The 18,465-nt window shown below is 72.3% G+C and carries 13 protein-coding genes; 7 read left to right on the top strand and 6 right to left on the bottom strand.

Features of this window, described 5'->3' with window-relative positions; translation table 11 throughout:
* Positions 1–270 precede the first annotated feature (270 nt).
* From dxs to ACZ37P_RS13375, 6 genes are all read left to right on the top strand, one after another.
* A complete protein-coding gene (gene dxs / locus ACZ37P_RS13400; RefSeq protein WP_355338639.1) occupies positions 271–2,196 on the top strand; it encodes a 1-deoxy-D-xylulose-5-phosphate synthase in 1,926 nt (641 codons plus the stop codon).
* A 219-nt stretch (positions 2,197–2,415) separates the two neighbouring features.
* Positions 2,416–3,921, top strand: coding sequence for an amino acid permease (locus ACZ37P_RS13395; protein WP_401857090.1), 1,506 nt, complete (start codon positions 2,416–2,418; stop codon positions 3,919–3,921).
* Positions 3,922–5,481, top strand: a complete 1,560-nt coding sequence (locus tag ACZ37P_RS13390) for a glycosyltransferase family 39 protein (protein ID WP_391163882.1) — start codon at positions 3,922–3,924, stop codon at positions 5,479–5,481.
* 43 nt (positions 5,482–5,524) lie between these two features.
* The gene (locus ACZ37P_RS13385) at positions 5,525–6,391 is read left to right on the top strand and encodes a DsbA family protein (protein ID WP_391048769.1); all 867 of its coding nucleotides are present in this window, start codon (positions 5,525–5,527) and stop codon (positions 6,389–6,391) included.
* Between the two features lie 180 nt (positions 6,392–6,571).
* Positions 6,572–7,837, top strand: a complete 1,266-nt coding sequence (locus tag ACZ37P_RS13380) for a peptidoglycan-binding protein (RefSeq protein ID WP_467346477.1) — start codon at positions 6,572–6,574, stop codon at positions 7,835–7,837.
* The gene (locus ACZ37P_RS13375; RefSeq protein ID WP_355338651.1) at positions 7,834–8,826 is read left to right on the top strand and encodes an SPFH domain-containing protein; all 993 of its coding nucleotides are present in this window, start codon (positions 7,834–7,836) and stop codon (positions 8,824–8,826) included. The genes ACZ37P_RS13380 and ACZ37P_RS13375 overlap by 4 nt, the downstream gene beginning before the upstream one ends.
* Positions 8,827–8,919: 93 nt before the next feature.
* Here ACZ37P_RS13375 and ACZ37P_RS13370 read toward each other — a convergent pair whose 3' ends face one another.
* The 5 genes from ACZ37P_RS13370 to ACZ37P_RS13350 all read right to left on the bottom strand — a co-directional run bounded on the left by ACZ37P_RS13370 (position 8,920) and on the right by ACZ37P_RS13350 (position 15,566).
* Positions 8,920–11,046: a 3-hydroxyacyl-CoA dehydrogenase NAD-binding domain-containing protein gene (locus ACZ37P_RS13370; protein WP_467346476.1), complete on the bottom strand. Its 2,127-nt coding sequence runs from the start codon at positions 11,044–11,046 to the stop codon at positions 8,920–8,922.
* Positions 11,043–12,263, bottom strand: coding sequence for a thiolase family protein (locus ACZ37P_RS13365; protein ID WP_355338657.1), 1,221 nt, complete (start codon positions 12,261–12,263; stop codon positions 11,043–11,045). The genes ACZ37P_RS13370 and ACZ37P_RS13365 overlap by 4 nt, the downstream gene beginning before the upstream one ends.
* 285 nt (positions 12,264–12,548) lie before the next feature.
* Positions 12,549–13,805, bottom strand: coding sequence for an HRDC domain-containing protein (locus tag ACZ37P_RS13360; RefSeq protein WP_402711692.1), 1,257 nt, complete (start codon positions 13,803–13,805; stop codon positions 12,549–12,551).
* 215 nt (positions 13,806–14,020) lie between these two features.
* On the bottom strand, positions 14,021–14,686 hold the full coding sequence (locus ACZ37P_RS13355; protein WP_188280408.1) for a LuxR C-terminal-related transcriptional regulator: 666 nt from the start codon (positions 14,684–14,686) through the stop codon (positions 14,021–14,023).
* 247 nt (positions 14,687–14,933) lie between these two features.
* Entirely contained in the window at positions 14,934–15,566 is a 633-nt protein-coding gene (locus ACZ37P_RS13350; RefSeq protein ID WP_188280407.1) for a DUF3000 domain-containing protein, read from the bottom strand.
* 602 nt (positions 15,567–16,168) lie between these two features.
* Here ACZ37P_RS13350 and hemE point away from each other — a divergent pair.
* Positions 16,169–17,209 (top strand): uroporphyrinogen decarboxylase, encoded by a 1,041-nt coding sequence (gene hemE, locus ACZ37P_RS13345; protein ID WP_467346472.1) that lies wholly within the window; start codon positions 16,169–16,171, stop codon positions 17,207–17,209.
* Positions 17,210–17,213: 4 nt separating this feature from the next.
* On the opposite strand, the gene ACZ37P_RS13340 is transcribed toward hemE, so the two are convergent.
* Positions 17,214–18,344 (bottom strand): DUF4349 domain-containing protein, encoded by a 1,131-nt coding sequence (locus ACZ37P_RS13340; protein WP_391048756.1) that lies wholly within the window; start codon positions 18,342–18,344, stop codon positions 17,214–17,216.
* Between the last annotated feature and the right edge of the window lie 121 nt (positions 18,345–18,465).

Raw genomic sequence — 18,465 nt, 5'->3', positions numbered from 1 at the left:
CCCACACCCCCCCCCCCCCCCCCCACCCCCTCCCCCCCCCCCCCCACCCCCCCACCCCCCCCCCCCCCCCCCCCCCCCCCCGGTTCGCCGTTGCCGTGCCGTGACATACATCGCACAGGGCGGCCGACAGCCTTGGAACCGGAAGATTAGACTCGTCGGATCGGCCGTATCGAAGCGATCCGGCCGTGTCGGCGTCCACGTCGGCAAAACCGTGGGACAGACCTTCGACAGGTGCCGACAGGTACCGACAGGCAGCAGAGGGAGGAACGGGTGGCAGTGCTGACCCGTATCAACGGACCGCGCGACCTCGACCGGCTCAGCCAGCAGCAGCTCGTGGAGCTGGCGGGGGAGATCCGTGCCTTCCTCGTCGACGCGGTGTCCAAGACCGGCGGGCACCTCGGCCCCAACCTCGGTGTGGTCGAGCTGACCATCGCCCTGCACCGCACCTTCCACTCGCCCGTCGACCGGATCCTCTTCGACACCGGCCACCAGGCGTACGTGCACAAACTGCTCACCGGACGCAAGGACTTCGCGAAGCTCAAGAGCAAGGGCGGCCTGTCCGGCTACCCGTCGCGCGCCGAGTCCGAGCACGACGTGATCGAGAACAGCCACGCCTCCACCGTCCTCGGCTGGGCCGACGGTCTCGCCAAGGCCAACGAGGTGCTGGGCCGCACCGACCACGTGGTCGCCGTGATCGGCGACGGCGCGCTCACCGGCGGCATGGCCTGGGAGGCGCTGAACAACATCGCCGCCGCCCAGGACCGCCCGCTGATCATCGTCGTCAACGACAACGAGCGGTCCTACGCGCCCACCATCGGCGGCCTCGCGGACCACCTGGCGACCCTGCGCACCACCGACGGCTACGAGCGCTTCCTGTCCCGTACCAAGGACCTCCTGGAGCGCACCCCGCTGATCGGCCAGCCGCTCTACGAGACGCTGCACGGCGCGAAGAAGGGCCTGAAGGACTTCATCGCCCCGCAGGGCATGTTCGAGGACCTCGGCCTGAAGTACGTCGGCCCGATCGACGGCCACGACGTGGAGGCGCTGGAGTCCGCGCTGCTGCGCGCCAAGCGGTTCGGCGGCCCGGTCATCGTGCACTGCATCACCGAGAAGGGCCGCGGCTACAAGCCCGCCGAGCAGGACGAGGCCGACCGCTTCCACGGCATCGGCCCGATCCACCCCGACACCGGTCTGCCGGTCGCCGCCGCGGGCGCCGACTGGACGTCCGTCTTCGGTGACGAGATGGTCGCGCTCGGCAAGGAGCGCGACGACATCGTCGCCATCACCGCCGCGATGCTCCAGCCGGTCGGCCTGGAGAAGTTCGCCAAGGCGTTCCCCGACCGCGTCTACGACGTCGGCATCGCGGAACAGCACGGCGCGACCTCGGCCGCGGGTCTGGCCACCGGCGGACTGCACCCGGTCTTCGCGGTCTACGCGACCTTCCTCAACCGCGCCTTCGACCAGGTCCTGATGGACGTGGCCCTGCACAAGTGCGGTGTCACCTTCGTCCTGGACCGGGCGGGCGTCACCGGCAGCGACGGCGCCTCGCACAACGGCATGTGGGACATGTCCATCCTCCAGGTCGTGCCGGGACTGCGGATCGCCGCCCCGCGCGACGCCGACCAGGTACGCGCCCAGCTCCGCGAGGCCGTCGCGGTGGACGACGCGCCGACCGTGGTGCGCTACTCCAAGGGCGCGGTCGGCCCGGCCGTCGCCGCCGTCGGCCGGATCGGCGGCATGGACGTGCTGCGCGAGCCGTCCGAGGGCGAGCGCCCCGACGTCCTGCTGGTCTCGGTCGGCGCCCTCGCGCCGATGTGCCTGGAGATCGCCGGGCTGCTGGACGCGCAGGGCATCACCACCACCGTGGTCGACCCGCGCTGGGTCAAGCCGGTGGACGAGGCGCTGCCCGGCCTGGCCGCCAAGCACCGCGTCGTGGTCACCGTCGAGGACAACGGGCGGGTGGGCGGCGTCGGTTCCGCCGTCGCGCAGGCGCTGCGCGACGCGGAGGTGGACGTGCCGCTGCGCGACTTCGGCATCCCGCAGCGCTTCCTCGACCACGGCTCGCGCAAGGATGTGATGGCCGACATCGGGCTCACCGCGCCGGACATCGCCCGCCAGGTGACCGGCCTGGTCGCCACCATCGACGGCCGCTTCGCGGACGACGCGGACCACGCGCGCGAGATCGCCCGCGACTGATCCCACCGCCCGCCCGCCCCTCGCCGGGGACACGGCGGCGCACCCGTACGACGCGGGGGTCCACCCATACGGGTGGACCCCCTCTTCCATCGGCGTACGCGTAGGCGCGCCTATTCGGGTGAGACGGACCTCCGGAGTGCAGTAACGCAGTAGCGGCTGCCGACCGACGGAATCGACCGGCCGAACCGACCGGCCGCCGGACGATCTGGAGGTGTGACGGTGGACACCGACACGCGTGACGACACGGCCCCCCGACCCCGGGGGGTGTTCCGCACCAAGAGCATCGAACAGTCGATCGCGGACACCGAGGAGCCGGAACACGGCCTGCGCAAGGAGCTGTCCGCGCTCGACCTGATCGTCTACGGGGTCGGCGTCATCGTCGGCACCGGCATCTTCGTGGTCACCGGCTCGGTCGCCAAGGACTACGCGGGGCCCGCCGTCGCGCTCGCCTTCATCGTCTCCGCGATCGTCTGCGGGCTGGCCGGGCTCTGCTACGCCGAGTTCGCCTCGACCGTGCCGGTGGCCGGATCGGCGTACACCTTCAGCTACGCCTCCATCGGCGAACTGCCCGCCTGGATCATCGGCTGGGACCTGATCCTCGAACTGGCGCTGGGCGCGGGCGTGGTGGCGGGCGGCTGGTCCGGCTACATGGCCAATCTGCTGTCGCACTTCGGCATCGACATCCCCAAGGTCCTCACCCACGACGGCGGCGGCTTCGGCTTCGACCTGCTGGCCGCGGTGCTGGTGCTGGTGCTCACCGGCATTGTGATGGCCGGAATGAAGCTGTCCGCGCGGGTCACCACGCTGATCGTCGCCGTCAAGGTGACCGTGGTGCTGCTGGTGATCTTCGCCGGGCTGTTCTTCGTCACCGGCAGCAACTACCACCCGTTCCTCCCGGCGTCGAAGGCCAACACCGGCAGCGGCTCCGACCTGCACGCGCCGCTGGTGCAGATGATCTTCGGCTTCACCCCGTCCTCGTTCGGCGTGATGGGCATCTTCTCCGCCGCCGCCGTGGTCTTCTTCGCCTTCATCGGCTTCGACATCGTCGCCACCGCCGCCGAGGAGACCAAGAAGCCGCAGCGGGACATGCCGCGCGGCATCCTCGGCTCGCTGGTCATCTGCACCGTGCTGTACGTGGCGGTCTCGCTCGTCGTCACCGGCATGCAGAAGTACTCGGAGCTGGACACCACCGCGCCGCTGGCGTCCGCCTTCAAGTCGGTCGGCGCGCCCTTCTGGTCCGGCCTGATCAGCTTCGGCGCGGCCGTCGGCCTGACCTCCGTGGTGATGATCCTGCTGATGGGCCAGACCCGCGTGTTCTTCGCGATGAGCCGCGACGGGCTGCTGCCGCGCGCCTTCTCCCAGGTGCACCCGAAGTTCGGCACCCCCTACCGGACCACGGTGCTGCTCGGCGTGATCGTCGCGCTGATCGCCGGATTCTTCACCGTCGGCGAACTGGAGGAAATGGTCAACGTCGGGACGCTCTTCGCGTTCGTCGTCGTCGCCATCGGCGTCGTCGTGCTCCGCCACACGCGCCCCGACCTGCCGCGCGCCTTCCGCGCCCCCTGGGTGCCCGTCCTGCCGGTGGCCTCGGTGTGCGCGTCCCTGTGGCTGATGCTCAACCTCAGCGTGGAGACCTGGCTCCGGTTCGCCGTATGGATGGTGATCGGCTTCGTCATCTACTTCGGCTACGGCCGCTCCCACAGCAGGCTGGGCCGCGGGCGCTAAGTGCAGCCGACGAGCGCGGTACTGCCGGCGCGGCCGGCCGTACCGGTGGCCGTACCCGCGGGTGCCCCCGGCCGCCGCGACCGGCGCTACTGGTCGCGGCTGGCCGCGCTGCTCGCGGCGCTCACCGTCCTGCTGCGCCTGCCGTCCTTCGCCCGCCCGGTGTGGAATCCCGACGAGGGCTATCTGGCCGTCCAGGCGCGGCTGCTGGCGCACGGCGGGGTGCTGTACGACACGGTGGTCGACCGCAAGCCGCCGCTGCTGCCGTGGCTGTACCAGGGGCTCTTCGCGGTCTTCGGCGACGGCTCGCTGTGGCCGCCGCGCACGGCCGCGCTGCTGGCGCACCTGGCGACCGCGCTGCTGCTGGCCGCGGTCGCCCGCCGCCGCTGGGGCGACCGGTCGGGGGCGGCGGCGGGCGCGGGATATCTGCTGCTGTCGGTCGGCCTCGCGCCCGAGGACACCCTGGCGGCCACCTTCGAGGTCTTCATACTCCCGTGGACCGCTGCCGCCGTCTGGTGCGCCGACCGGTCCCGCTGGGGACTGGCGGGCGTGGCCGTGGCGGGCGCGGCCCTGACCAAGCAGACCGGCGCGGTGATGCTGCTCCCGGTGGCCTGGACGCTGTGGCGGGCGGCGCGGGCCGGACGCGCCCCGGCGCTCGCGGGCGCGCTGCGGCTCTGCCTCGGCTTCGCGCTGCCGGTCGGCGCGGTGGCCCTGCTGACCGGACCCGGCCGCTTCCTGTTCTGGACGGTCACCGGCTCCGCCGAGTACGTCTCGCCGCGCGGCGCCTGGCTGACCGGGCTGAGCCGGGCGGCGGGCGGCGCCAGCGTCCTGGCGGTGGCCGCCGCCGGAATGCTGCTGGCCGCGGGCGCCGCCTGGGCGCTGCGCCGCCGCCCGGTCCCCGCCGACCTGTGGGTGTGGCTGGCCGCCTCCGGGGTCGCCGTGGTCTCCGGCTTCCAGTTCTACGGCCACTACTTCCTCCAGATGGTGCCCCCGCTGGTGCTGATCGGCGTGGCCGCCGTCCGCGCGTTGCCCCGGCTGCGCGCCGCCGTCACCTGCTGGACGGTCCTGGCCTGCGCCGGATTCCTGGTCTGGGACCTGGCCGCGCCGAGCCGCGAGCTGGACCACGCGGTCGCCGTCGCCGCCGCGGTCCGCGCGCACACCGCGCCCGACGACCGCGTCCTGGTGTGGGGCATACACCCCGAGACGTACTGGTTCGCCGACCGGCGGCCCGCCAGCCGCTATCTGACCGCGGGCTTCCTCACCAACTTCAGCGGCGGGCGCGGCGGGGTCCGGGTGGGGGAGCGGTACGCGGTCCCCGGCGCCTGGCGTGCCTTCGGCGCGGAATTCTCCGCGCACCCGCCCGCGCTGGTGGTCGACGACTCCCGCGGCGACCCGTACGCGATCTCGCGCACGCCGACCCTGCGTGACCTGCTGGGTTCCGGCTACCGGCGGGTGGCGAGGGTCGACGGCGCGGTCGTATGGGCGCGCGAGGCCGCAGGACCGGCCGGGCGCGGCGGCGCCCATGGGGGACCGGCTGGACGTGGCGCATGGGGGCGATGGTAAAAAGGCGCGAGAGCTGGTGCGGCAATATCGAGGTGGCGTTGTCATGACGGAGTCCAAGGGACCCGGGAACCAGGACCGTGCGAAGGACGGGGGGAGCAAGCCCAAGCGCAAGTCCCTCCTGGACCGGGTACGGCCCTACGCGGTCGGCACGACCGCGATCGTGGTGGTCTTCGGCGGGTCCGCGCTGATCGGCCAGCACGTACGCAGCACCAAGGACGACAAGGTGCGCGAGCCCTCGGGCGTCATCGCCGCGCCTATCGTGCCCACGGGCCCGGTGGACACCGCGTCGCCCAGCCCCAGCGCCGCCCCCACGGGCCCCAAGCTCGGCCTGCCGGTGCGGCCGTCCGTGCCGGTCACGGTCACGATCTTCGTGGACCTGCGCAGCCCCGACTCCAAGGCGTTCGCCGACGAGTACCAGGCCACGCTGACGCAGTTGCTGACGACCGGCCAGGCGGAGCTCCAGTACCGCCTGGTGACCGCCTCCGACCAGCAGTACGGCGGCGAGGGCTCCAAGACCGCGGCCAACGCGGCGGCGTGCGCGCAGGACCAGAGCCGCTTCACGCAGTTCATGAAGGAGGTCTGGAAGCACCAGCCGGACCCGAAGAGCGACACGCTGACCCACCTGAACTTCCTGAAGGAACTGGCCGTCAAGGCCGGGAAGATCAAGCTCAGCACCTTCGAGCCGTGCCTGGAGCAGGGCGACCACAACGGCTGGGTGCAGCAGTCGCAGAACGACTTCGCGAAGTCCGACCTCGGCTCGATCCCGGTGGTGGAGATCAACGGCACGCCGGTCAAGGACGTGCACTCCACGCTGACCCCGCAGAAACTGCGCAAGATGGTGCTCGCCGAGGCCAAGCGCGTGATCGCGGTGCAGGCCACGCCGTCGGACACGCCCGCGCTGCTGGGCTGACGGACTGTCGGATTTCTCCGGCAGCTCCGTCGTCCGCACCGCGGTAGCTCCGCTGTCCCGCCGCTCCCCGCGGTCGGGTGTTTCGTGCCCTTGAATCATCGGTATGTCAGATTTCGTCAACTTTTAGGCGAAATCGGGTACTGAAGGCATGTGACACCCGATCACGGAGGAGTGGTGCGCATGTCCATACCGGTGTTCGATGACGTCGAACCGCTGCCCGCCTGCGGTTGCGAGGAGTGCGCCCGACGGCGCCTCACCGACTCGATGGCGCGCGACACCGGTGGACCGGCCACCGGCGCGACGACCCGTGTGGTGGTCGTGGCCGCCGCCGCGGGCACCGCGCTGGGCAGCGCCGCCGGAGCGGTCGCCGCCGTGCCGCTGCCGTCGGAGGCCACCGCCTTCACCACGGGCCACGCCGCGCTCGCCGCCGCCCCCGCAACGGTCCCGGCCGCCACCCCCCTGCGGCTCACCCGCGACCAGATCATCCAGCGCGCCCGCACCTGGGCGGACGCCAAGGTGCCGTACAGCATGACCGCGTACTGGAAGGACGGGTACCGGCAGGACTGCTCGGGCTTCGTCTCCATGGCCTGGGGTCTGGGCAGCAGCGCCTGGACCGGCAGTCTGGCCGGCTACGGCGTCCGGATCACCAAGGACGAGCTGATGCCCGGTGACATCCTGCTCTTCCACAACGCCGCCGACCCCGAACACGGGTCGCACACGGTCATCTTCGACGGCTGGGTGGACGACGCGCACACCGCGTACACCGGCTACGAGCAGACGGTCCCGGCCACCCGGGTCCAGACCACGCCGTACGCATACTGGTCCAATTCCGGGAAATACATTCCCTACCGGTACAAGTATCTGGCGGGTGGCAGCAGTTCGGGATCGGGGTCCGGTGGGTCGTCGTCGGGTTCCACGGCCTTCCCCGGCACGTCCGCCTTCGGCCCCGGCGCCGACAACGCCAACGTCACCCGGCTCGGCACCATGCTGGTCGGCCGCGGCGCCAGCTCGTACTACAAGGTCGGTCCCGGACCGAAGTGGAGCGAGTCCGACCGCGGCGCGACCAGCGCCTTCCAGCGCGCCCAGGGCTGGTCGGGCAGCGACGCGGACGGGCTGCCCGGCCCCACGACCTGGTCGTACCTCGTCCAGGACAAGGGCCGCGACATCTCCGGCGCCCCGCGGGCCTCCGGCGGCACCCCCGCCAAGGCCCCGGCCTACCCCGGCGCGGGCGCCTTCCGGCCCGGCCAGACCAACGACTCGGTACTCGCCCTCGGCAAACGGCTCGTCGCCAAGGGCTTCGGCAAGAACTACACGGTGGGCCCCAGCCGTACATGGGGCGAGGCAGACCGGCGCAATGTCGAGGCGTTCCAGCGGTCCCTGGGCTGGACCGGGCGCGACGCGGACGGCTACCCCGGCCCCGAGACCTGGAGACGACTGTTCACGTGACGACATCTTCCACCGCCGCCGGGACGGGGCTGCCGGAGCAGACCCGCCCGGCCGCCCACAGCGGCGGCACCGAAGTCCACCCCGCCCCCGCCGCCCCGCCGGAGCTCGTCGAACGGCCGGGGCCCTGCCTGCCCGGCTGGACCGCGACCGCCGTCGTGCTCGCCGCGACCGTCGGCGTCTGCTGGCTGCTGTGGCGCGCGGGCGTCCTGCCCGCCGACGTGGCCGGCCGCCCCCTGCTGCCGCCCCCGCCCGGCGGCGGCTCCGCCAGCGGCCTGTGGAGCGGCGTCCTGCTGCTCGCCGCGGTCGCCGCCTTCGCCGCGGGCGGCCTCACCAGAGGCCGCAACGGCAGCGTCTGGGTGCTCACCCGGCACGGCTCCTACCGCGGCACGGTCCGCCGTACCGGCCTGCTCTGGATCAGCCCGCTGCTCACCCGCCGCAGGCTCGACGTGTCCCTGCGGCACTGGCGCAGCCGCCCGATCGACGCGGTCGACGCCAACGGCACCCCGCTCCAGCTCAGCGTCCTGCTGGTGTGGCGGGTCAGGGACACCGCCAAGGCGGCCTTCGCTGTCGACGACCACAACCTCTTCCTGCGCGAGCAGGTCGAGGCCGCCGTCGCGCTGGCCGTCTCCCGGCACCCGGCCGACGACTTCCGGGGCGCCGCGCCCACCCTGCGCGACAGCGAACGGCTCGGCGACCACCTCACCAAGCTGATCGCCGCCGACCAGCGCCCGGTCGGCATCGAGGTCTTCTCGGCCACCCCGGTCCGCCTCGACTACGCCCCCGAGGTCGCCGCGGCCATGCGGCGCGCCCAGATCGCCGCGCTGGACGCCAAACACCGCAGAGCCGTACTCGACGACGTCCTGGCCACTGTCGCCGAGACCGTCCGCGGCATCACCGAGCGCGGCCTCGTCCAGCTCGACGACTACGAACGCAAGGCGCTGGTACGGGACCTGACGGTGGCGCTGTGCACGACCGTGCCGAAGAAGTGAGCCGCGCCGGGACCCGCGTGAGCTGAGCCGGAACGGCGAAGCGCCGGACGGCCCCCTGACATCGGGGCCGTCCGGCGCTTCGCCGCGTCCGTTCTAGGCGGGGACGCTCGCCACGCCAGGCGCCAGGAACGGCTTGCCGTTCACCCGCTGGGACACGCCCTCGCGGTCCAGGTACGGGGTGACGCCGCCCAGGTGGAAGGGCCAGCCCGCGCCGGTGATCAGGCACAGGTCGATGTCCTGCGCCTCGGCCACCACGCCCTCGTCCAGCATCAGGCCGATCTCCTGCGCGACGGCGTCCAGCACCCGGTCGCGCACCTGCGCCTCGGTGAGCACCGAGTCGCCCTGCTTGAGCAGCGCGGCGACCTCGGGGTCCAGCTCCGGCACGCCGGAGTAGTAGACGTAGAAGCCGCGCTTGCCCGCCTTGACCACGGCCGCCAGATTCTCCGAGACGGTGAAGCGGTCGGGGAAGGCGCCGTGCAGCGTCTCGGAGACGTGCAGACCGATGGCCGGGCCGACCAGTTCGAGCAGCACCAGCGGCGACATCGGCAGGCCGAGCGGCTCGACGGCCTTCTCCGCGACGGCGACCGGCGTGCCCTCGTCGATGACGTTCTGGATCTCGCCCATGAAGCGGGTCAGGATGCGGTTGACGACGAACGCCGGGGCGTCCTTGACCAGCACCGCGGTCTTCTTCAGCTTCTTCGCCACGCCGAAGGCGGTGGCCAGCGACGCGTCGTCGGTCCGCTCGGCGCGGACGATCTCCAGCAGCGGCAGCACCGCGACCGGGTTGAAGAAGTGGAAGCCGACGACCCGCTCCGGGTGCTCCAGCTTCGAGGCCATCTCGGAGACCGACAGCGAGGAGGTGTTGGTGGCCAGGATCGCGTCCGGGCGCACCACCGCCTCCAGCTCCGCGAAGACCTGCTGCTTGACGCCCATCTCCTCGAAGACGGCCTCGATGACGAAGTCCGCGTCGCCGAAGGCGGTCGCCTTGTCCAGGTGACCGGAGACCAGCGCCTTGAGGCGGTTGGCCTTGTCCTGGCCCACGCGCCCCTTGGCGAGCAGCTTGTCGATCTCGCCGTGGACGTAACCCACGCCCTTGTCGATCCGCGCCTGGTCGATGTCGGTCAGCACGACCGGCACCTCCAGGCGGCGGGCGAAGAGCAGCGCGAGCTGCGAGGCCATCAGGCCCGCGCCGACCACGCCGACCTTGGACACCGGGCGGGCCAGCGACTTGTCGGGCGCGCCCGCCGGGCGCTTGCCGCGCTTCTGCACCAGGTTGAAGGCGTAGATGCCGCTGCGCAGTTCGCCGCCCATGATGAGGTCGGCCAGCGCCGCGTCCTCGGCGTCGAAGCCCTGCCGCAGATCGCCGTTCTTCGCCGCGGCGATGATGTCCAGCGCGCGGTACGCGGCAGGGGCCGCTCCGTGCACCTTGCTGTCCGCGACGGCCCGGCCGCGGGCCACGGCCTGGTCCCACGCCTCGCCGCGGTCCACCTCGGCCCGGTCCACCTCCAGCTCGCCCTTGAGGACGGCCGCGGTCCAGGCCAGCGACTGCTCCAGGAAGTCCGCCGCCTCGAACAGCGCGTCGGCGATGCCCAGTTCGTACACCTGGGCGCCCTTGAGCTGACGGTTCTGGTTGAGCGAGTTCTCGATGATGACGGTGACCGCGCGGTCCGCGCCGATCAGGTTCGGCAGCAGTACGCAGCCGCCCCAGCCGGGCACCAGGCCGAGAAAGACCTCGGGGAGCGAGAAGGCGGGCAGCGAGGCCGACACCGTGCGGTAGGTGCAGTGCAGACCGACCTCGACACCGCCGCCCATGGCCGCGCCGTTGTAGTACGCGAAGGTCGGCACGGCCAGGGACTGGAGCCGCTTGAAGACCTCGTGACCGCTCCTGCCGATGGTCAGCGCCTCGTCGCGTGTCCTGAGCACCTCGACGCCCTTGAGGTCGGCGCCGACCGCGAAGATGAACGGCTTGCCGGTGATGCCGACGCCGGTGATCGCGCCCTCCGCCGCCTCCTTCTCCACCTGGTCGAGCGCCGCGTCCAGGTTGGCCAGCGACTGCGGGCCGAAGGTGGTCGGCTTGGTGTGGTCCAGGCCGTTGTCCAGCGTGATCAGCGCGAAATGGCCCGCGCCCGGCAGCTCCAGGTGCCGCACCTGGGCCTGGGTGACGACCTCGCCGGGGAACCGCTCGGCCGCCCCCTTCAACAGCTCGGTGGTGCTGCTCACTTGGTGCCTCCGTCGAAGTGGGGGTTCTCCCAGATGACCGTGCCGCCCATGCCGAAGCCGACGCACATGGTGGTGATGCCGTAGCGCACGTGCGGCTGCTCCTCGAACTGCCGGGCGAGCTGCGTCATCAGCCGCACACCGGAGGAGGCCAGCGGGTGGCCGTAGGCGATGGCGCCGCCGTACTGGTTGACCCGCGGGTCGTCGTCGGCGATGCCGTAGTGGTCGAGCAGCGAGAGCACCTGGACGGCGAACGCCTCGTTGATCTCGAACAGGCCGATGTCGCCGATCGACAGACCGGCCTTGGCCAGCGCCTTCTCGGTCGCCGGGATCGGGCCGATGCCCATCACCTCGGGCTCGACGCCCGCGAAGGCGTACGAGACCAGGCGCATCCGTACCGGCAGGTCCAGCTCCCTGGCGACGTCCTCCGCGGCGAGCAGCGAGGCCGTGGCGCCGTCGTTGAGACCGGCCGCGTTGCCCGCGGTGACCCGGCCGTGCGGGCGGAAGGGGGTCTTCAGGCCCGCGAGCTGCTCCAGCGTGGTGCCCGGCCGCATCGGCTCGTCCGCCGTCGCCAGGCCCCAGCCGGTCTCCCCGGCCTCGGGGGTGGTGCGGCGGATCGCGATCGGCACCAGGTCCTGCTGGATCCGGCCGTTGGCGTACGCCTTCGCGGCCTTCTCCTGGCTGCGGACGGCGAATTCGTCGGCGCGCGCCTTGGTGAGCTGCGGGAAGCGGTCGTGCAGATTCTCCGCGGTCATGCCCATGAACATCGCGGACTCGTCGACGAGCTTCTCCGAGACGAACCGCGGGTTGGGGTCGACGCCCTCGCCCATCGGGTGCCGTCCCATGTGCTCGACGCCGCCGGCCACCACGACGTCGTACGCGCCGAAGGCGATGCCGCCGGCCGTGGTCGTCACGGCGGTCATCGCGCCCGCGCACATCCGGTCGACGGAGAAACCGGGCACGGTGGTCGGCAGCCCGGCGAGGATGCCCGCCGTCCGGCCCAGGGTGAGGCCCTGGTCGCCGATCTGCGTGGTCGCGGCGACCGCGACCTCGTCGATCCGCGCCGGGTCCAGATCCGGGTTGCGCCGCAGCAGCTCCCGGATGCACTTGATCACCAGGTCGTCGGCCCGGGTCTCGTGATACATGCCCTTCGGGCCCGCTTTGCCGAACGGGGTGCGGACGCCGTCAACGAATACGACGTCCCTTCCGGTACGAGGCACGGTGGGTCTCCCTCTTCGACGATGTGGAACGCGGCGCTGAAGCACGCTTCCTACGGCTCGCCTCACATGCTACTCGTCGGTAACTCATGTGCACAGCTTCCCTCGCGGAAGCGGCGCAGCTCACATCGCACGGATGTTACCGAAGGTTACCCCTGTGGGGGAGACCCTGAGGGAGCGCCGCGGGCGGGTCGGCCGTTCGGACGCAGAACCACCGGCGGCGGACCACCGACGCAGGACCACGGACGGGGAACCGCCGACTGCGGACGGGCCACCGGCCCCGGCGGGCTATTCGCCCGGGGGCGGGTCCGCCGGGCGGGCGGTCAGCGCGACCGTCAGCAGCGGGGTGGTCAGCTCGACCTGCCACGGGCGGGCGCCCATGTCCGCGAGCTGGGCGGCCACGACCTCCTCGCTCGCGTTCGCCGGAGGCGCCCAGCACAGCCGTCGCACGGTGTCCGGGGTGATCAGATTCTCCTGGGGGAGATTCAGCTCCTCGGCCAGCGCGCTCACCGCGGCGCGCGCCGCGGAGAGCCGGGCGGCGGCGACCGGGTCCTTGTCCGCCCAGGCGCGCGGCGGCGGGGGGCCGGTGTACGCGGCGGCGGGCTGCGGCAGCTCCCGCTCGGGCAGCGCGCGCGCCCGGTCGATCGCGGACTGCCACTGGTCGAGCTGGCGGCGGCCCATCCGGTGCCCGAAACCGGGCAGGGCGGCCAGCGCGTGCGCGTTCGGCGGGCTCTCCAGCGCCGCCGTCACGATCGCGGCGTCGCTGAGCACCCGGCCGGGGGAGACGTCCCGCTCACGGGCGGTACGGTCGCGCGCCAGCCACAGCTCGCGCACCACGGCGATCTGCCGACGCCGCCGCACCTTGTGCATGCCCGAGGTCCTGCGCCAGGGGTCGACGCGCGGCGGGGCCGGGGGGGCGGCGGCGATGGCCGCGAATTCCTGGAGCGCCCACTCCAGCTTCCCCTGGGTGCGCAGCTCCTCCTCCAGCGCGTCGCGCAGATCCACCAGCAGCTCGACGTCGAGCGCGGCGTACCGCAGCCACGGGTCGGGCAGCGGGCGGGTGGACCAGTCCACCGCCGAGTGGCCCTTCTCCAGCGCGAAGCCCAGCACGTTCTCCACCATCGCGCCGAGGCCGACCCGGGCGAACCCGGCCAGCCGCCCGGCCAGTTCTGTGTCGAACAGCGAGGTGGGGTGCATGCCGATCTCGGACAGGCACGGCAGATCCTGGGTGGCGGCGTGCAGCACCCACTCGGTGCCGGTCAGGGCGTCGCCCAGGGTGGACAGGTCGGGGCATCCCGTGGGGTCGATCAGCGCGGTCCCTGCTCCGGCGCGGCGCAACTGGACCAGATAGGCCCGCTGCCCGTAGCGGTAGCCGGAGGCGCGCTCGGCATCGACGGCGACCGGACCGGAACCCGCTGCGAAAGCCGCGACGACATCTGCGAGAGCCTCCGGGCTGGCGGTCACCGGCGGGATTCCCTCGCGCGGGTCCAGCAGCGGGACCGGCGCCGGGCCTGCTTGGGTTGCGGTCTCTCTGGCGTCGGTCACTTGTTAAGGGTAGCCGGGTACGGCGTGTCAGGTGGAGATCCAACGGACAGGGCGTACGGTACGTCGCCGCCGGGTCCGTGAGCGCCGGGGCCGCGGCACCGCCACGACGGCCGACGCGCGCGCGTATACGGCGGGCGTACGCGCGGACACGGGCGCGCGTATACGAAACGACCCCCGGCGGAACGTTCCGCCGGGGGTCGCTCACGGCCGGGGCCTCAGTGGATGATTCCGGTGCGCAGGGCCACCGCGACCATGCCGGCGCGGTCCCCGGTGCCCAGCTTCCTGGCGATCCGGGCGAGGTGGCTCTTGACGGTCAGCGCCGAAAGGCCCATGGAGACGCCGATCGCCTTGTTCGACTGGCCTTCCGCGACCAGCCGCAGGACCTCGACCTCGCGGCCGGACAGCTCGCGGTAGCCGCTGGGGTGGCCGGGGGCGCCCGGCGGGCGGCGCTGCATACGGGCCGCGGTGGCGCCCAGTGGCGCCAGTCCCGGCCGGGTGGCGAGACCGCCGGGGCTGTTGCGGGTGCCGGTCACGACATAGCCCTTCACCCCCCCGGCAAGCGCGTTGCGCACGGCGCCGATGTCGTCGGCGGCGGAGAGTGCGAGGCCGTTGGGCCAGCCTGCCGCGCGGGTCTCGGCGAGCAGGGTGAGGCCGGAGCCGTCGGGGAGATGGACATCGGCGACGCAGATGTCGCGGGGGTTACCGACCCGGGGACGGGCCTCGGCGATGGACGAGGCCTCGATCACGTCGCGAACCCCGAGAGCCCACAGGTGTCGGGTGACAGTGGAGCGGACGCGGGGGTCGGCTACGACGACCATGGCCGTCGGCTTGCTGGGGCGGTAGGCGACCAGGCTCGTGGGCTGCTCGAGAAGAACGGACACCGGGCCTCCTGTGGCAAAGGGGACTGAAACGGTCACAATCTCCTTCGGCAGCAATTGCTCCGGCCTTTAGGGAAAGATCACGATTTATTGAGGATCATTTCCGGCAATTCGGACGAGAAATCGAACATGCGAGAAGTGAGTGCGCCGCGCGATACGCCGGGGAGTGCGCGGGGGCGCGTCATCGGGGGCGCGTGACGTCACCGCAGGCCGGGGCGGTACGCCGGGCTACGGAAGCGGTCCGACGGACTCAGGTACGGCGCTTCGGCATCGGCACCACGCCGCTGCCCCCGCGCACCAACGGCTCCGGGCCCTCCGACGGCGGCAGACCCGCGCACGCGCACAGCAGATCGCACCAGGCCGCCAGGTGCGCCGCCACCTCGGGCGCGCCCCCCGCCCGCTCCCTCGGCGTCCACGACGCCCGGATCTCGATCTGCGTGTCGTCCACCCGGTCCGCCAGCGCGCCGAAGTAGTGCGACGACGCCCGCGAGACCGTACCGCTCGGGTCGTTGTACGCCGCCCCGCGCGCCGCCAGCGCCCCGGTCAGCCAGGACCAGCTCACCTCGGGCAACAGCGGATCCCCCGCCATCTCCGGCTCCAACTCGGCCCGCACCAACGTCACCAGGCGGAACGCGCCGTGCCACGCCTCGTGCCCGTCCGGCTCGTGCAGCAGCACCAACCGCCCGTCGGCCAGCTCCTCGCCGTCCGCCAGCACCGTCGCCTCCAGCGCGTACGCGTACGACGCCAGCCGCTTCGGCGCGGCCGTCTCCTCGATCCTGACCTCCGGCCTCACCCGCACCGAGCGCAGGGTGTCCACCGAGCGCCGAAAGGGGAGGGGGACGTCGTCACTGCCGTCGCCGAGGTGCCCGTGAACCGCTGCCATGCCCGGAAGACTAAGCCGCCGATGCCCTCCGGGCTCGGAACAACACCCTTATTGCCCTTCGGGGCGCCTTCCCGCTCCCCGCGAGGAGCACCCTTGCGCCTGCCACGCGCCCCCAACCTCCCGACTGCGCGGCGGGGTTCGCCGCTGGGGTGGCTGTGTGTGGGGGGTGGGGGACGTCAAGGGGGGCGCTCTTGCGTGGGGTCAGCGGTACGGGGGAGCGGGGGTGGGAGGGGGTGAACGTCAAGGGGGGCGCTCTTGCGTGGGGTCAGCGTTACGGGGGACCGTGCGGGGGAGCCGTCTTTTCTATGCTCACCGCGATTCCCTTTTTTTGCCGCCCTCTCGCCTCCGGCGGCTTAGATCCGGTGTCGACGGTCGATCGTGCTCGCTCCCTCGTTCCTCGGTCGCTGTGCGCGTTCTCCCTTTCGACACCGGCGCCGCCTTCGGCTCGCTGGCTACCGGCGAACCCCACCGCGCAGCGGTGCTGTAGGGGCGCAGCCCCTCGCGTAGACGCACCCTGGGGGCGAACCCCAGCGCGCGGACGTGTGCTAGGGGCGCAGCCCCCTTGGTGGGGGTGGTGGGGGAGACGTGGGAGGATTCTCGGCGTGAGTGCGCACCAGCAGACCGCTGCTTCCCCGTTCATCCGCGCCTGTCGGCGCGAGCCCGTGCCGCATACGCCGGTGTGGTTCATGCGGCAGGCCGGGCGTTCGCTGCCCGAGTACCTGAAGATTCGCGAGGGCATCGCGATGCTGGACTCGTGCACGCGGCCCGACCTCATCGCCGAGATCACGATGCAGCCGGTGCGGCGGCACAAGGTCGACGCGGCGGTCTACTTCAGCGACATCGTGGTGCCGCTCAAGGCGATCGGGATCGACCTCGACATCAAGCCCGGCGTGGGCCCGGTGGTGGAGGACCCGATCCGTACGAGGGAGGACCTGAAGCGGCTGCGGGCGCTGGAGCCCGAGGACGTCGGTTACGTCACCGAGGCGATCGGCCTGCTGACGGCCGAACTCGGCGAGACGCCACTGATCGGATTCGCGGGCGCGCCCTTCACGCTGGCCAGCTACCTCGTGGAAGGCGGCCCGTCGCGCAACCACGAGCGGACCAAGGCGCTGATGTACGGCGACCCCGAGCTGTGGCGTGACCTGCTGGACCTGCTCGCCGACATCACCGTGGGCTTCCTGAAGGTGCAGATCGAGGCGGGCGCGAGCGCCGTCCAGGTCTTCGACTCGTGGGTGGGGGCGCTCGCGCCCGTCGACTACCGGCGCTACGCGATGCCCGCGTCGGTGAAGGTCTTCGACGCGGTCGAGGACTACGGCGTCCCGCGGATCCACTTCGGCGTCGGCACCGGCGAACTGCTCGGTCTGATGGGCGAGGCGGGCGCGGACGTCGTCGGCGTCGACTGGCGGGTGCCGCTGGACGAGGCGGGCCGTCGGGTCGGTCCCGGCAAGGCGCTCCAGGGCAACCTCGACCCGTCGGTGCTCTTCGCCCCGACGGCGGCCGTCGAGGCGAAGGCCCGGGAGGTGCTGGACGCGGCCCCGGCCACCGGCCATGTGTTCAACCTCGGCCACGGTGTCCTGCCCAGCACCGACCCGGACGCTCTCACCCGTCTCGTCGACTTCGTGCACACCTCGACCGAGGTGTGACGGCTCAGTCCGTCGGCGGCTCCTCCGCACGCTCCGGCGCGTCCGTACCCGCCGGAGCCGTGGAGGGCGTGCGCTGCGGGTGGATCGGCGCGTGCGAGGACGGGCTCCAGGGGCGCGGCGCCATCGTCGGCGGCTCCTGCCGGGGCCAGCGGCGGCGCACCAGCCGGTAGCCGATGAAGCCGGCCAGCGCGACCACCAGGAACGGCAGCACGGCCGACAGGACGACCAGCACACCGCGGATCGTCACGTAGAAGGCGTGCCAGCCGCCGCCCAGCGCGTGGCCGACCTGCGTCCAGAAACCGTCCTCGTGCTTCGGCTTCGGCTTCGCCGCGACGTGCTTCACCGGCGGCTCGACCAGCCGCAGCGTCACCGTGGCCAGATCCGTCCGCTCCCGCAGTGCCGCCTGCTGCGCCTGGAGGGACTCCAAGTCGGCCTCGCGCGTGCTCAGTTCGCGCTCCAGCGACACCACGTCGCTGAGCGAGCCCGCCTGGTCCATCAGCTTGCGCACCCGCGCCACACTGGCCTGCTGCGACTTGATCCGGCTCTGCACGTCGACCACCTGGCCGGTGACGTCCTCGACGCCGACCTTGCGCTCCATCAGCGTGCCGAGCCCGGCCAGCCGGGTCAGCAGACCGTCGTACGCCGCGGGCGGCACCCGGAGCTGGATCGTCGACTGCTCGTGGCCCCCGGCGTCGACCGAGGTGTCCTCGGTGCCCGCGTAACCGCCCGCGTCGGCGACCATCGCGCGGGCCTTGTCGAGCGCGTCGCCCACCTTCGGGGTGCGGACGGTCAGGTGGGCCGTACGGACGAGGTAGCTGGGCGCGGACGGCTTGGCGTTGTTGCCGGTGGTGGCGGCCTTGTCCGACGCGGAACCGGGCGTACCGGAAGGCGCGTTCCCGGCGTCCGTACCGCTGCCGCCGTTCTTCATCGAGTCGCTGCCGCTGTCGTCCTGGCCGCGGGCCGCCGGGGCGGCGGCCTTGTCGGAAGCGCCGCCGCTTTCGCTGCTGCACCCGGCGACCGCGAGCGAGGCGGCCAGCAGCAGCGCGGCCGGGACGGCGGCCAGCCGCCGCCGTCCGCGCCGGCCGGCGTGGTGCGCGCGCCCGGTGCGCGGCGCTCCGGGTCTGTGTGTCCTCACGTCAATTCCCCCCAGGTGCGAGCCTCGTGAGGCCCGCCTAGTGACCTGTAATGACAGTTGGACGTGGATGGTCCGCGCCGGGTTGCGGTCCCGCGGTAGCGATGGGATCACGTTCGGAACT

Source organism: Streptomyces sp. NPDC024632 (genome assembly GCF_055559175.1).
Note: the sequence above shows the minus strand (reverse complement) of the source record. Positions and strands in the feature narration are given on the sequence as shown.